Origin of the sequence: Halarchaeum sp. P4, from assembly GCF_051195175.1 — an archaeon.
In the GTDB taxonomy this organism is placed as follows: domain Archaea; phylum Halobacteriota; class Halobacteria; order Halobacteriales; family Halobacteriaceae; genus Halarchaeum.
Window position 1 is genome coordinate 119,318 of sequence record NZ_JBNTKC010000005.1, and the last position, 14,392, is coordinate 133,709.

At 63.3% G+C, this 14,392-nt stretch carries 15 protein-coding genes; 8 read left to right on the forward strand and 7 right to left on the reverse strand.

The window, feature by feature from the left end:
- Nucleotides 1–402: a hypothetical protein gene (locus tag ACQUS8_RS14875; RefSeq protein ID WP_435102512.1), complete on the reverse strand. Its 402-nt coding sequence runs from the start codon at nucleotides 400–402 to the stop codon at nucleotides 1–3.
- A gap of 96 nt (nucleotides 403–498) precedes the next feature.
- Between ACQUS8_RS14875 and ACQUS8_RS14880 the strand changes: the two genes are divergently transcribed.
- The 4 genes from ACQUS8_RS14880 to ACQUS8_RS14895 all read left to right on the forward strand — a co-directional run bounded on the left by ACQUS8_RS14880 (nucleotide 499) and on the right by ACQUS8_RS14895 (nucleotide 5,166).
- Complete coding sequence (locus ACQUS8_RS14880; RefSeq protein ID WP_435102514.1) at nucleotides 499–1,044, forward strand: hypothetical protein; 546 nt, start codon at nucleotides 499–501, stop codon at nucleotides 1,042–1,044.
- Between the two features lie 152 nt (nucleotides 1,045–1,196).
- Nucleotides 1,197–3,665: a tubulin-like doman-containing protein gene (locus ACQUS8_RS14885; RefSeq protein WP_435102516.1), complete on the forward strand. Its 2,469-nt coding sequence runs from the start codon at nucleotides 1,197–1,199 to the stop codon at nucleotides 3,663–3,665.
- A complete protein-coding gene (locus tag ACQUS8_RS14890) occupies nucleotides 3,658–4,476 on the forward strand; it encodes a hypothetical protein (RefSeq protein ID WP_435102518.1) in 819 nt (272 codons plus the stop codon). Before ACQUS8_RS14885 ends, ACQUS8_RS14890 begins: the two co-directional genes overlap by 8 nt.
- Nucleotides 4,477–4,545: 69 nt before the next feature.
- A complete protein-coding gene (locus ACQUS8_RS14895) occupies nucleotides 4,546–5,166 on the forward strand; it encodes a hypothetical protein (protein WP_435102520.1) in 621 nt (206 codons plus the stop codon).
- 166 nt (nucleotides 5,167–5,332) lie between these two features.
- Here the strand turns inward: ACQUS8_RS14895 and ACQUS8_RS14900 are convergent, their stop codons facing one another.
- The 4 genes from ACQUS8_RS14900 to ACQUS8_RS14915 form a co-directional block, all read right to left on the reverse strand.
- Nucleotides 5,333–5,932 carry a DUF5789 family protein gene (locus tag ACQUS8_RS14900; RefSeq protein ID WP_435102522.1) on the reverse strand — a complete coding sequence of 200 codons (600 nt, stop codon included), beginning with the start codon at nucleotides 5,930–5,932 and terminating at the stop codon, nucleotides 5,333–5,335.
- A gap of 54 nt (nucleotides 5,933–5,986) precedes the next feature.
- Nucleotides 5,987–6,499, reverse strand: coding sequence for a hypothetical protein (locus tag ACQUS8_RS14905; protein WP_435102524.1), 513 nt, complete (start codon nucleotides 6,497–6,499; stop codon nucleotides 5,987–5,989).
- A gap of 56 nt (nucleotides 6,500–6,555) precedes the next feature.
- Nucleotides 6,556–7,137, reverse strand: coding sequence for a mechanosensitive ion channel family protein (locus ACQUS8_RS14910; protein WP_435102526.1), 582 nt, complete (start codon nucleotides 7,135–7,137; stop codon nucleotides 6,556–6,558).
- A gap of 261 nt (nucleotides 7,138–7,398) precedes the next feature.
- Nucleotides 7,399–8,034 (reverse strand): hypothetical protein, encoded by a 636-nt coding sequence (locus tag ACQUS8_RS14915; protein WP_435102528.1) that lies wholly within the window; start codon nucleotides 8,032–8,034, stop codon nucleotides 7,399–7,401.
- 209 nt (nucleotides 8,035–8,243) lie between these two features.
- Between ACQUS8_RS14915 and ACQUS8_RS14920 the strand changes: the two genes are divergently transcribed.
- Nucleotides 8,244–8,672, forward strand: coding sequence for a DUF7539 family protein (locus ACQUS8_RS14920; RefSeq protein ID WP_435102530.1), 429 nt, complete (start codon nucleotides 8,244–8,246; stop codon nucleotides 8,670–8,672).
- Nucleotides 8,673–8,751: 79 nt separating this feature from the next.
- Here the strand turns inward: ACQUS8_RS14920 and ACQUS8_RS14925 are convergent, their stop codons facing one another.
- Nucleotides 8,752–9,438 (reverse strand): DUF5828 family protein, encoded by a 687-nt coding sequence (locus ACQUS8_RS14925; protein ID WP_435102532.1) that lies wholly within the window; start codon nucleotides 9,436–9,438, stop codon nucleotides 8,752–8,754.
- 127 nt (nucleotides 9,439–9,565) lie between these two features.
- The gene (locus ACQUS8_RS14930) at nucleotides 9,566–10,819 is read right to left on the reverse strand and encodes an anion permease (RefSeq protein WP_435102534.1); all 1,254 of its coding nucleotides are present in this window, start codon (nucleotides 10,817–10,819) and stop codon (nucleotides 9,566–9,568) included.
- A gap of 134 nt (nucleotides 10,820–10,953) precedes the next feature.
- On the opposite strand from ACQUS8_RS14930, the gene ACQUS8_RS14935 reads away from it, so the two are divergent.
- The 3 genes from ACQUS8_RS14935 (at nucleotide 10,954) to ACQUS8_RS14945 (ending at nucleotide 14,390) form a co-directional block, all read left to right on the forward strand.
- On the forward strand, nucleotides 10,954–11,721 hold the full coding sequence (locus ACQUS8_RS14935) for a formate/nitrite transporter family protein (RefSeq protein WP_435102630.1): 768 nt from the start codon (nucleotides 10,954–10,956) through the stop codon (nucleotides 11,719–11,721).
- A gap of 104 nt (nucleotides 11,722–11,825) precedes the next feature.
- The gene (locus tag ACQUS8_RS14940; protein WP_435102536.1) at nucleotides 11,826–12,587 is read left to right on the forward strand and encodes a hypothetical protein; all 762 of its coding nucleotides are present in this window, start codon (nucleotides 11,826–11,828) and stop codon (nucleotides 12,585–12,587) included.
- Between the two features lie 12 nt (nucleotides 12,588–12,599).
- Nucleotides 12,600–14,390, forward strand: a complete 1,791-nt coding sequence (locus ACQUS8_RS14945; protein WP_435102538.1) for a spermidine synthase — start codon at nucleotides 12,600–12,602, stop codon at nucleotides 14,388–14,390.
- Nucleotides 14,391–14,392 lie beyond the last annotated feature (2 nt).

Here is a 14,392-nt window from a genome sequence, read left to right on the forward strand (position 1 = left end):
CTAAAGGCCGGGGTTCCCTCGCTGTTTGAAGATGGGCGGGTCGGTGTTCGGACTCCCCTGCACGAGGGCCGCGACGCCGAGATAGAGGGGGACGGACCAGATGGAGGCGGTGATGAGCGGAGCGAGGAGGAGGATGCTGAGGAGGGCGAGGCGGACGGACGCGGGCCAGCGGCGGACGACACGGATCTCGCCGTCGTCCGTGAACGAGAGGTGGTCGGTGTAGATGAATGGATGGTCGTCTCGCCACGCGGCCGATTCGTCACCCGGAACTCGCTCGAAGGCGTCGTCGAGACGCGGTTCGAGGACGGCGCGTGGCCCGTCCACAGTCCACCGTATCTCGTACGCGTCGAACGGATCGCGAAGGCGTGCAGTGAGGCGGTCAAGCACGGACAGCGAAAGCACACCGCGTGCTATCGGAGATGAGGACTAAAGCGTTCGCACGCAGGCGGCGGTGGGATTATACCGGGGGACTGAGTACGCGCTGACAGGTGAGAGCACGTGCGACGTGACGAGGCCGGACGAGCGGCCACCGACGGGGGGAGCGGCGGAGCGAGTCACGAAGACGGCGCGGCGTTCGACGACGCGTGGCCGCTTCAGGAACCCCGGCCCGTGCAGAGCAACCGCCGTGTCCAGTTACCCGAGCTCGCACAGGAGTGGATCGTCGATGACGGCGAGGACCCGATCGTGCACTGGAACTACGACGCGGGCTCCAATTTCGTCTTCATCTCGAACGCGCCGGCGCACAAGTCCGACTACCGGTACGCGGACTGGAACATCGTCGACGGCTATCCCGGGGAGAACGCGCGGATTCGCGCACCCGGGAAGCTCCCGGATGCCGCCGTCGAGCGCTTCGAGGTCGAAGGGACGCACGTCGTGTTCCTCGCGAGCGCGGAGATGCTGAGTGACGAGAACCCGTCCGCGTGGGTGCTCTCGTGGACGCAGTTCATGCGGATGTTCCCCGAGATCGACGACGGTGGCCCGGACGAGGATCTCGGCGAGCTGGTGTCTCGGAACCCGGGATTCATGCCGTCGTCGCCGTTCTAGAACTGGTCGGTCGTCCCGATTCCACGCGTGGAACGCCTTCCGCGCAGCGGTCGCATACCCCATTCGGGAAAAGTGTTAGTGTTGTGATATAGTGGGTTCTTGTGGGAAGTGAGGACGGCGCGACACGGACCGCGTCAACCTCACACCCACCCATGGCCGAAAACACCACAGTCACCATCGCCGACGACGACGACCAAATCCTGACCGAAACGCCGACCGTACTCGTCTGTGAGGGCGACGGCGGCATCGAAATGGGGAAAGCAGTGCTCGAGCTCGCCGAGCGTGAAGGCGTCCGCAAGCGCATCAAGATGATCGCCATCAACGCCGGCTCCGAGGACTCCCACGAACTCGGCGACACCGTCGAGACGGTCACACTGAAGACACCCAAACGGCGGTTCCACGACCACGACAAGCACGACCGGCACTACCTCACCGAGGACGCCACCCTCGGCGGCGGCGACGGCTCCATTCGCCAACCCGGCATCGGCCGCTACCACTTCGACAACCCCGAGCGCGTCGGCAGCTACGAGGACCAGATTCGTCGCACGATCAAACAGTTCGTCACCCACTTCGAGAACGACCCCGATGTCAGCGGGCCGAGCGCCGTCAACGTCTTCCAGATGGTCGGTGCAGGCGGCGGAACCGGCTCCGGCATCGCACCCCTCATCACCGGGTTACTCCACGAGGTGATCAAAGACCTCGACGAGGAGGTCTCTCCCGGCTTCGAGCACTGGACAGTCTGCAGCATCGCCAGCGCCACCAACTTCAACGGCGGCGGCGACGTCCCCGACATCGACTGGCGCTACATCGCGAACTCGCTCGCGTTCCTCGACGAACTGCGCGCCATCACCAACTACGACGGCGACACCGACTACCCGCTGCGCATCCCGCTGCTCGCCTCACGCGACCAGACGAGCACCAGGCGAACGGCGTACACCATCACCGAAAACCCCTTCTCGGGCGTCTTCCTCCTGCGCTACGACGAGGACCGCAGCGACGACGACCAGTACCGGGACGGCGTCGACCGGACAGCAGCACGCGTCATCATCGAATGGATGCGCAAGGACCAACCCCAATTCGACGACATCGAGAACGAAGCGAACGTCCTCGAGCACACCTTCTACGAGGCGCGCGGTCTCGACTTCGAAGTCCCGACCGAGCAGATCGAGACCCTGTTCGAGAAGAAGACCACGTATCAGAACCACGCCGACACCGTCGAATCACTGACGGACGAGATCGAGGCCTACGACGCGGCCCTCGCGCAACTCGATGCCGCAATCGACGCCGACGACGTGCTTCGAGGCGACGGCGACCCCGTGCCCGCCACGGAAGCCAGCGACGATGAGGACGACATTCCAGTCCCGGCCGCAATGGCAACCGAGTTCGAGCGCGCCCAGCAAATCGCGGGGAACATCGACCCACAGTACACTCGCCTCGACAGCATCAAGGCCGAGCTCGGCGAGCACCAGGACCGCCGAACACACTCCTTCCATGACCGCGTCGACGGCGACCAGATACAGCGCGCGGTCTTCATGGCCGCGATGCACGCGGAGGCCACCACGGCGCTCCGAAACCACCGCTTCAGCTCACTCGTCGACACGTTCGTCGAGAAGCACGACGAGGAAATCAAGCGCTACGACCCCGCGTTCGATGCCACGGACTCCCCGAAAACCCAGTTCGTGCAGACCATCGAGCCGATGCTCGAATCGCAGGTTCAGTCCCTCTCGAACGAGCTCGACGACTTCGGCCTCCGCGCACGCCTCACCGGAAGCGAGGAATACACGAACGTGAAGGAGCGGCTCGAACGCAAACGCCGCCACCTCCAGCAGCTCCGCGACGCCCGCGACGAACACGACCGACTCGCCGGACTCGCCGAAGACATCAAGAGCGAGCGCGACGACGCGATCGCGTCGCTCGAGGCGCGCCACACCACGCTCACAGACGCCCGCGAAACGGCGTCGAGCAATCGGACGACAGCCAGACAGAAACGCGACACCGCCAAAAACCAACTAGATCGGTACATCGAAGACGTCCGGAAAGCACCGCTCGGCCGGTTCATCACCCTCCCCATCACGAGCGGCGTCGAGCTGAGTGACGACCGCCTCTCAGGTGAGTCGGGGATCACCTCGCTCATCGACAGCGGCGTGATGCAGACCGACCGCATCGTCGACCTCCTCAAGCAGACGCTCGACACCCACGAGGACGGCGCGCTCGGCGCAACCCTCGAGACACGAAATGAGGTTCGGAGGCCGAGTCGGAGCCGGCCCGTCGTCTTCTGCACGCAGGAGGTCCGCGAACGGATCTGGCAGAACGACGCGAACGGCACCGCGCCGAAGACCGTCGCCACCGACGAATTCAACAAGCAACCGCAGACGGTCGTCTGTACCGACGACCAGCGCATCGGCCTGCTCGCCTACCACGGCGACCTCGCGCTCGACAACTTCGACCACGGCGACCTCCGGGACTCCCTCGAACGCGGCCGACCCACCCTCTGGGGCACCCCGATTCCGCTCGAAGACTCCTACGCTTACCCGGAACTGCTACCCGACCACCACCCAGTGTCGATGCGGAGTCAGATCGAGGACACCGCCCTGCCCGAGTGGGGTGAGGGCGATGACTGAGCGCCACAGCGCCGGCGCACTCATCCTCGTCGTCGCAGTCGTCCTGGCGCTCGGCGTCGCCGCCGGCCCCGTGACCGCGAATAGCAACGCCCCGACCCCGCCCGTCCACGTCAACCAGACCTTCGTCGGGACGAGCGCCGACGCCGACCACGCAGTCGAGGTGACCGTGACTGTCGCACCAACCGAGCGCAGCGGCCCGATCAACAACACCGTGCTCACCCTCGACGCCGAACGCGCGGCGTTCATCGCGCCGTCATCCATCACGACGAGTGAGACCACCGGCGGCGACCAAGTCATCACGCGAAGCGCCGACCGCCCCCCGACGTTCGACATCGACCGAATGGACCCAGGCGAAACCGCCTCCATCAGCTTCCGCGTCTACCCGAAAGCCGTACTCCCGAGCGGCGAGACGCTCGCCACCGTCGACGTCGAAACACAGTTCGTCCGCACGCAGCGCGTCGTCACAACCGAGACACCCGTGGCACCCACGGTCTCCCCGGACCAAGCGGCGTACGCCAACACCCCCGGCCTCCCACCGATAGTCAGCGGCGCGCTCGGCGCGGGCGGTGCAGCCATCGTCGCCTGCGGTGTCGGCCTCGTCTACCGACGCCGCCTCCGGTCGTCTGCACGCGACACCCTCCGCTCGGTCGCGAACCAGCCGTTGCCCACCAGCGCCGAACGCACCGTCACGGACGCCATCGAGAGCCTCGGCGGCACGACACAGGACGACCCGACCACCAGCGACGCGCCGTCGATCGGGACGACGCGCGACACGGAGTCCGATGACGCCGCATTCGACTTCGAGGACTGAACGACGCGTGCACCACCATCCACCCATGTACGCGCCACGAGACCACACCCGCGACGACCACACCAACCGATGAGCGATTTCGAAACACACCTCCGCTGGGGAATCGCCACCCACAGCGTGCTCGTCGCCATAGTGGTGACCACGTACCTCGTCGGCGTCAGCCCGCTCGGCGCGCTCGCACTCGCCATGGCGACCCTCCCCATCACGCTCGCCGGTGCGCTCTTCCCCGACCTCGACCATCCGTCGTCGATTCCACACCGCTACGGTGCACACGGCTGCCCGGTCCTCGCTGGCGCACTCGCGCTCGCCATCAGCCTCCGCTATCAGCCGGCCGTCATCGAGACACTCGGACGTGTCACCGGCCAGCCGAGCGCGTTCCTCGGTGGCGGCCTCGTCGCGTCGCTGGCGTGGGCGACGTGGCTCGGCACGTGGCGGCTCTTCCCGATACTACGACCGAGTCATCGAACGGTCACACACCGCCTCTCCACCGGAATCGTCGTCGCGCTCTGCATCGGCGCGAGTGTAAGCCTCCTCCTCGGCGCTGACGGACCGATCAGAACGTCGGTTCGCGCCGTGTCCCTCGCGGCGAGCGCGACGTTCCTCCTCGGGTTCCTCAGCCACCTCAGCGCGGACGGCCTGCACCACGACTACGCCACGCGTCTCCACGCACTCGTGACGAGCCACGACTAGCGGCCGTATCAGCCCATCAAACGGCCGCTATCGGGCGCGAAACCACACAAACCCGGACGATCGCGCGCATCGAATCGACTGATGGCAGTCGCGGAGGACGCACCCAAGGCGTATCGTACAGCCGTCGTCGGCGAGTGGCCGTGCCGTTCAATTGGGGCTCGGTGGTCTAGATGCCGAGCCACTCGTCGTTCCGGACCTGATAGCCGTTCGCTCGGCAGAACTTCGCCGCTTCTCGGCGTACCGCCCGGGACGTCGGGAGCAGTTCCTCGTCGTGGATTCGCGCAACGATCCAGTCGCTGATGGCTTGGATTCCTTCATCGTCGTCGTCGCCGTCGATCGCTTTGAGTTCCTGGAAGGTCGTCTCGTACGCCTCGCGCTGTGACCAACTGAACTCCGTATTTTGAAGCGACGTGCTGGCCTCCACCACTCGTTTCATGGCTGCCGCGACTGTCGGTCGCCGTACCTGTACCCGGACAGCGGCGGGTGAGTCGAATGTCTCCTCGTCTGTCTCCGGTATTAGCTCCGCGATACTGTAGCTCCCCTCAACCGACTCGAGCTCGTGATCGCCGATCGCCGCGACGAGCTCACTCCCCGTCACCGGGAATGGTTGCTCTTCGAGCTCCGACTCAAAACTAGTGAGCTCCGCTCCGTCCATCGGTGGCTCTGGTTCGTCTCCACGCTCCAGTTCGGTAGCAATCTCACGCTCTTGCTGGCGTCTTTCGGCGTCGTGGGCTTGCTTGTCTCGAGCGCGCTTATCGTCTCCCATCCTATACTGATGGGTCTCCAGCCGGATAGCTCTAGGGACGACAACAGGTACTCCTCAAACCCGCCGAACAGCGGTTACGAGCTGGCTTTTTGGAAGCCACTCATCGGAGAGGCCTGGAAGCGAATCCCGGTCGCCAAACTGCTGTCGGTGGTCTTCCAGCTGCGTTGTTAACCGCTCATGGGAATCGGTATCGCCCCCTTTGTTTGCGATCCCTTTTTCGAGTGAGTGTATTTTGTGTGCGAGTTGCATGAGCGGTTGTGCGGCCGCGGCATTCTCGAACAGAATCGCGTCGTCCGTTTCGCGGGTGATGGTGCCAACGAACATTATCGGGGTTGTTCTCTCCGTGGGTTCACCCTTTTCGTCAGCCAGCCATTCCGGCAGTTGGATGAGCAGTTCATCCGGGTCAAGAAGCCCCAGTAATTGCCAGATGTGCCGGGATTTCTGTTCGTTGAGCAGTCCTCGGCTCCGGGCGTCTTCGAGAGAACCATCATCGTCAGTGAGCGTCTCCGAATGCCACTCGCGGACGAACGCGTCGTAGCCGTCGTATTCAGTAATCAGGGCAACCACTCTAAGACACAAGGAGGCACAGCAACATCAATTGCCCCACCACTTCCGACAACTATTCACTCCCGCTGGTCGGGGTTAGGTTGATCAGCATTGGTAGTGCCAAAGGGACCGCTCGCGCTGCGCTCCGTGAGTTCGCGCTGCGGGAATGGGATTTTGATTCCTTCGCGTTTGAACGCAGATTTGACGCTCTGAATGACGGTCTGGACTGCCCGCCACTTCCGCTGTGGTGTTGGATTGTCGATCCAGAACCGGAGTTCGAGTACGATCGACGAGTCATCGAACCGGATCGGGAAGACCTGTGGTTCGGGCTGAGACATGATCTCGTCAAGGTTCGCCATTGCTCCAAGGGCGATAGTCCGCGCGTGCTCGGGGTCCGCGTCGTAGTCAATCCCCATTTCGACGCGGTGTCGTAGTTTCCCTTCCACACTCCGATTGATGATCGTGCGACTCCCGACGGCCTCGTTCGGGAGGACGACGTGCTCGCCGTCGAGGTTGCGGAGGCGAACGTGATTCACGGTGATTTCGGTGATGAAGCCTTCATGTTCACCGATGCGAACCCAGTGGCCGACGTCGAACGGTCGCGAAAGCATCAGGACGAATCCCGCGAGAACCGACGCGAGCGTACTTTGAAACGCCAACCCAAGAGTGACATCCTCCCACGACTAACGTCGTGGGCTTCCCACGCCCGTGTGCGCTGGTTTGGGAACTTACGTGTACGACCCGACACGCCGATGGGAGTGCCACGCCCCCGTTACTCCTATCCCGTGGGGGACTCGGAGGTATCTGGTTGTTTACCGTCGGTCTGTGTGTCCGAAGGCTTACGTTTTGATGCGGCAAACACCAAGTCAACTGCCAGTTCTCGGACAGTCAGTCACGATGGGAAACCATCGCAACGACAATTACAGAAACACAACGTTGGAACTCAAACGTTGCGGTTTCAGTGGTTGCAAACTGTGCGGCGATTCATCCCACGACTGAACTCGTGGGTTTTCTCGCCTACTCTGTATAATCCCGAGAACGCCAGCCCCCAACAGGAGATCGCTCAGCTGGACGCCCCAGAGTGAGAACGTTCCAGCCACCGCCGCGACGTAGAGTGAAATCTGCCCGACGTAGAAGCTCACACGACGCTGATGCTCCGATATCGTTTGATCTCCCGAACGCGTGCCACCCAGAAGAAGCTCTTTCAGAACACGAGTGAGGGTGTATGCGGTGACGAAGAGGACGACTGAGAGCAGTGCGCGGACACCCGTATCGACACCGACCTGAACGACGCCCGCAATCTTGAGCGCGTCAATCGTCGCATTCCACCGATACAACAAGATGAGAGAGACGGCAGTGGCCAGTATGAGGAGCAGCCCCGCTCGCGTGAGTTCGGCTATCTCGGTTCGAACACGGGACTGAAGATGCTTTCCGAGATACCAGATTGCGCCCCCGAGGACAACTGCAACCGCGATAATCGTCAGCGAGTCAGTGAACGGAGGCCGAGACTGGAGCAAGACGTGAAACGCCGAGCCAAAATACGAGAGCACTCCCATAGGAGGGCCAGAGGCGAGCGAGTTCCATAAAGAAGGGGAACTGCCGTGTTCCACGAGACGGCAGGACCCTCGCGGACACACCACTGTCCAGAATGCGGTGGGCTGTTGGCGAAAAAGCAGCGACTCGACACGACGGCTGAGAGTCAATCAGACCCAGCAACCAGGGTGAACGGCCGAACGTTGATGGTCCCGGCCGTCCACACAGAACCATGGCCGAATTTCCAGATGAACGACAACTCGTACTACAGGCGCGGTCCCGGTTAGATCAGTGGACGAAGCGTGCTCGCATGGAGGCGTATGCTGAACTGTTCGACGGTGACGATCCCCTTCTCTCCCCCGAAGAGGTACGATTGCTCGATGCGCTCGACTCCGAACTGGAGCGAGAGGGCGGCGATGGTGTCTGGGGAACCGACCAGTACGGAATCCACACGGCAGGAACCTCGAGTTCAGACACCTCACTTGGAGTTGTCTGTGTGTACCACCCACAGATCACCAAAGATTCCGTCCTCCGCGGCGCCGACGAGCTCGACGACGAGACTGAGGAACGACTCAACGCCGCACTCTGGCAATATAGCGAGCGCGTCGCAACACGCATCGAAGAGAAACTCCACGAGTTTGTTCGTCAAACGGAGCGTTAGCTGACAGTGGACACGACTGCTCCCTCCTCACGGAGCGACTGACAGGAAACCGATATTCGGAAGAGGGAGGGCTGTCGGGTCAGTTCGTGGTGTGTTTCGCCTCGTCGGGCTCGTCGGGTGCTTCGACGCCCTCGGCGGCGGTGGCGGCGTCGGTCTCCTTCTCGGTGTCGACGTGCCAGCGTTCGACGTCGGCCTCGTACTCGTGGAGGACCTCTCGAACGTCGTCACGGAGGTCGTCATCGTTCACCTGCACCTCGAAGACGTACGCGTCGTCCGCACCGCGGACACGCTGGACGTTCGCCGAAATCAGGTCGTTGTCGAAGTAGTAGGGAGCGACCTGGGTCATGACGTTCTTGTAGACGGTGTTTTCGACCTTGCGGAGGGCCTTGCGGCCGGCGGTATCGGCGGCGCGGGCGACGTGGCCGATGGACTCGTTCCACTTCTCGACGGCGCCCTCGGTGTCGTCCCCGAGTTTCTCGTAGGACTCCGAGAGACGCTCGCCGGCGGTCTGGAGGTCGTCGTCGGCGTCCTTTCCTTCCTTCTCGCCTTCGCCCTCGCCGACGCTGGCCTGCTCGGCAGTCTTCTCGTTGACGTCGGTGGTGAGGCGCTCGTGGGTCTTGGGACGCCAGTCGTCCCACTCCTTGTAGGCCTCTCGGTACGGGTCGTCACTGTCGGCTTCCCTGAGTGCAGCCGTGATGCGTTCGCCGTGCTCGACGAGGTCGCCCCACGACCCGCGCTCGCGGAACCCCGAGATGCTCTCCTCCATTTCTTCAGCTATGTTGTCGACAGCCCGATTAAAGTTTGCAATTACGCTGAAGGCCCGAAATCACGGAAATGCCCAGTGTTCGAGGTCTAGCACTCGAATTCGGGTGGGGATACGGGACGCACCCTCCCTAAATGAGGAACGAGAACAGGAGGTAGGACCCAGCGACTGCCATCGAAGGTGTGAGAACCCACAGAACGACAATGCGGGCTGTCGCTGCGGAATCGAAGAGACTGCCGGCTGCCATCGGTGTTTCCTCACCGATTGCCGGAATCGCATCTTCAGGTGCTTGTTGCTCCTCGGGGTCGGGGATTTCGCCTTCTGCAAGCTCCCCGACCGTCGGGTTGACAGGGGTTTCAGTATCGCTATCAGCGTCCGCGGCGGCAATCCCGCTGGCAGAAGCGGCCGGAGCGGACGTGCCCTCAGTCGTTGGGGTGATGATTTCGACGAGTGTGCGAGCGCGGCTGAGTCGACCCCAACCGAGACCGATGATACAGCTGGTCGTGCTCACTGCGAGACTCGCTGGAATCCCGAGCCAGGAGAGGAGTGTGATGATCGTCGCGCCGACGGTTGAGACGATAAGTGAGGCCAATATCGGCATATCGGTGATGTCGCTTCCGACGGTGTCGAGTGTTCGGCGTGCGATTGTGAACGCGCCGAGGCTCATTGCGCCAACTGCGAGCAGAATTGCTGGACTGGCATCGAGAGCACCGTTCCCGACTAGTGGTGCGACTGCGTTGGCGGCGTTCGATGCGCCGGCACTGAAGCCCATGTAGCAGGCGATTGTGATGACGAGTGTGGAGCCGATGAGGTCTCGAGATGCCGCGTTCTTGTTGATTTTGAGCCGGGGGAGTAGTTTGCCTTGGTCTACTTTGACGAGCGGGCTCTGGAGTCGGCCGAACGCGAGTTTCGCGTTGAGGTGCGGATACAGATAGCGGCCAAAGAGCGCGCCGGCAAAGAGGGAGATCAGCGGGGAGATGATCCACGCGGAGAGGACGGTGAACATCAACGCGCTATTGAGTGTGCCTGTTGCGAGCCCGAGCCCGACGATCGACCCGACAGCAGTCATGGAGGTGGATGCTGGGACACCATAGAGATTGGAGATGAGGAGTGCTGTGCCAGTGAAAAAGAGGACACCGACGCTCGCTTCTGGCGAGAACGCAGCGGCAGCGACGATTTCGCTGCTCATCGTGTCGATTACATTCCGCCCAACTGTCCAGGCACCAAGGAGCGCGAAGAGGGTGAAGAGGGCGGCGGCAGTCCCTTTTCTGACAATGCGACTGCCGACTCCCGGACCGAACGCAACACCTGTCGAAGACCCACCAATATTGAACCCGACGAAGACGGCTACAGCTAACCCAACTGCAACCAAAAATTCGACCATGCACGTACTTGCTGCGTCAGTCGTATATACGGCGTGATGTGTGATTTCTCTCGGTCAATATACTTTTGGAGCGCCGTCGACGGAGGAAGTACGTGAAGAAGCTAGGACCGGAAAGCGAGAACACGGTCAATCCGATGGGAGTGACAGAAGTACTCAACTCGTTGATTGAAAGTGGCCTCCATGAAATCAACCGTGAGACGAACGGGTTGGTACTGTCTGGATTCTCAGCCGGTCTCGATATCGGGTTTGGTCCATTACTGATGGCGGTAATGCTCACCCTCTCACCGGGTGGGTATGGTGATCTCGGAACGGAGTTGCTACTCGCGAGCACCTACTCTGTCGGATTTATGTTCGTCATCTTAGGGCGGTTGGAACTGTTCACCGAACATACGACTGTGGCCGTAATGCCGGTCCTTGACGGCCGCGCATCACTCGCGAAACTAGGCCGCCTTTGGGGGTTGGTCTACATCAGTAACATCATCGGTGGTGCGGCGTTCGTCGCGCTCATCGTTACGCTGCTACCCGACCTCGGTGTCGCCTCACAATCGGCATTCGAGACAATCGCGCTCTCACTCGTTCACCACGACTTCGCGTGGATCTTCGGTGCCGGCGTGCTTGCAGGGTGGCTGATGGGACTGCTAGCATGGCTAGTTACCGCCGCTCGAGAGACGACAAGCCGTCTCCTGATCATCTTGATCGTGACGGCTGTCATCGGTATCCTCCATCTCCCGCACTCGATTGCGGGGAACGTCGAGGTGCTATTCGGCGTCTTTCTCTCACCCCACATCTCGGTGATGGACTACGTATCGTTCCTCGCGCTCGCCACGATGGGGAACGCAGTCGGCGGAGTCGTGTTCGTTGCCCTATTGAAATATGGTCACGTCGTCCGGGGCGGAGACTAGAGGCCCGTGGCTTCGATTTGTTTCTGGTAGCGGTTGGTGACCTGGGCGATGTCGCGGACGAGCGCAGCGGTACTCTCTTCACGGAGAAGCACAAGCACGGTAACATGAAGCGCCGAGCAGTCCTCCGCAAGAGCGCGGCTCTCGCTGCGCTCGCGACCGGATCCCTCGCCGGCTGTACGGGGTCCGGGAGCAGCCCTCCTCCCCGCCGCTCGAACGTGATCGAAGACGTCGCCCTCCAGGACGGCGCGCTGGTCGCCGACCTCGCACAAGACCCGTGGGTCACGACGCGTCGGGAAGAGGTCCCCGTGAACGAACCGGAAACGAACTCGACGGCGTCAAACTCGACGACGTCCGCAAACTCGACGGCGAGCGTCGACGGCGACTCGCTCCTCGCGTCGCTCTCGCCGGTTGGCGGTGCGCGCGCGGCGAAAGGCCGCGGTGGCGGTGCCCGCGGTGCGACCGGGCGCGGGAGTGCGACCGGCTATTCGGACGCGCCCCGCACGCATCACGGCCGCGCGAAGTACCATGGTGGCGCGTACGTCGGGTCGTGGTACAACAACCACGAGGACGACGTGACGCGCGCCGAGACGGTCATCGCCGCGATTGCGGTGGCGCGAATCGGCGAGACGCACGAGGAGGAGAGCAGTCTGCCCGATGCCGGGCCGGTGCCGTGGGACGAGACGTGGTCGAACCCCGACGACACGGTCGAGATCACGGTCTCCGAGCCGGGCTGGTACCGGGTCGGGACGCATCTCGAGACGCCGGGCGGGACGGACCTCGGCTGGGAGTGCGTCGACGTCCTCGTCGAGGACGCCGGGGACTCCTACACCATCGAGCAGCGCTGGAAGGTCTCCCCGCGCATCTGAGCGTCGCGCCCGATGGCCGCCCGCGAGTCCCGCCAGTCGTATCCGCTGTCGCTCCTGCACGCGCTGACGTTCGTCGTCGCGCTCTGTAGCTTCGCCTACGAGCTGGTGTTCGCCGAACTCTACACCGTCGTCTTCGGCGGGAGCGTCACCCAGTACGGTATCACCATCGGGTTGTTCTTCTCCTCGCTCGGACTCGGGTCGTTCCTCTCCGGGCGTCTCGAGGGGGAGGCGGGGCCGAACTTCTTCCGCGTGGAGACGTATCTCGCGCTCGTCGCGCCGCTGGGCTTCCTCGGCGTCATCGTCCTCGGGACGCTGCGCTATCCGGCCGCGTACGCGCCCGTGGTCGGCGTCGTCGCCCGGATTCCCATCGTCGCCATCGGCTTCCTCTCCGGGTTCGAGTTGCCGTTGTTGACGGCGCTCGCCGAAGAGACACGGACTGCGGAGCGCGACGTCCCTACGGGGGTGCTCGCGACGGGCCTCACGGGGGTCGTCGCGGCGACGAAGGCGGCCTGCACGCGCGTGCTCGCGCTCGGGTTCGACGTCGAGACGACGAACGATGACGACGAGCGCGGACGGACGAGCGCGTATGCGGCGGTACTCGGCGTCGACTACATCGGCGGGCTCGCCGGGTCGCTCGTCTACGTCTTCGTCCTCTATCCCGAGCTCGGCCTCATCGCGTCCGTGTTCGTCCTCGCGTTCCTGAACGGCCTCGCCGCGCTCGCGTTCACCGTCGGCACGCCACCACTCCGGTCGGGCCTCACCCGCTATCTGCCCCGGCCGGTCAGTTCGACGAGTCGCGCGCTCTTCGTCGTCTGCCTCCTGCTCACCGCGACCACCGGGGGTGCGGTCGCGAGCGCGAACACCGTCAACGAGGAGGTCTCGGAGTACTACTTCGGCCGCGACTACGAACTCGACTATCCCGAGGGCGCGCTCGACGTCACGGTGACGGACACGTGGACGACACGCTATCAGCGCGTCACCGAATACACCCGGACGTGGACGGGAACCGGGTCGAACCCGCTCTTCGAGGGGACGAGCGAGCGCTGTCTCCGCCTCGATGAAGCGATTCAGCTCTGTGACTCGTGGGCGGACAGCTACCACCACGGCCTCGTCGACGTCCCGCTCTCGCTCTACGCGAACGGGAGCGAGACGAACGTCCTCCTCGTCGGCGGCGGGGACTGGGTGGCGATGGATTACTTGCGCGCCCACAACGTCACCGTCGACCACGTCGACATCGACGGCGAGTTCATGCAGCGCGCGAAAAACCATAGTTATCTCGCGCAGTACCACGACGACGCCTACACGTACCCGAACAAGACGACGCACACCGCCGACGCCTTCCACTACCTCCAGCAGCACGAGACGCGCTACGACCTCATCCTCCTCGACGTCCCGGGCGCGACCGACGACGACCTCCTCTCGCTCTACTCGACGGAGTTCTACACCGAACTCCGCGAGCACCTCACCGAGCGGGGTGTGGTCGCGACGTGGACGTACTCGCGCCAATCCTACACGCAGCATCGCGCCGCACACTACAACACCATCGCCGCGGCGGGCTTCACGCGGGCCGCGCCCTACTTCGCGTGGGAGGACATCGACGCCGACCCCGAGACGGAGCGCGTCGAGCGCTTCACCCTCCTCGCACCCGGCCCGCGGCCCGCACTCGACCCGGCGAACGGGAGCGCGTACGTCCGGCGCTACGCCGAACGCTACGAGTCGGTGTCGTGGCACGACACGCCGACGTACGCGGGCGTGCGCACGAACAGCATCTTCCACCCGAACTACGACATCCTCATCGAGTAACC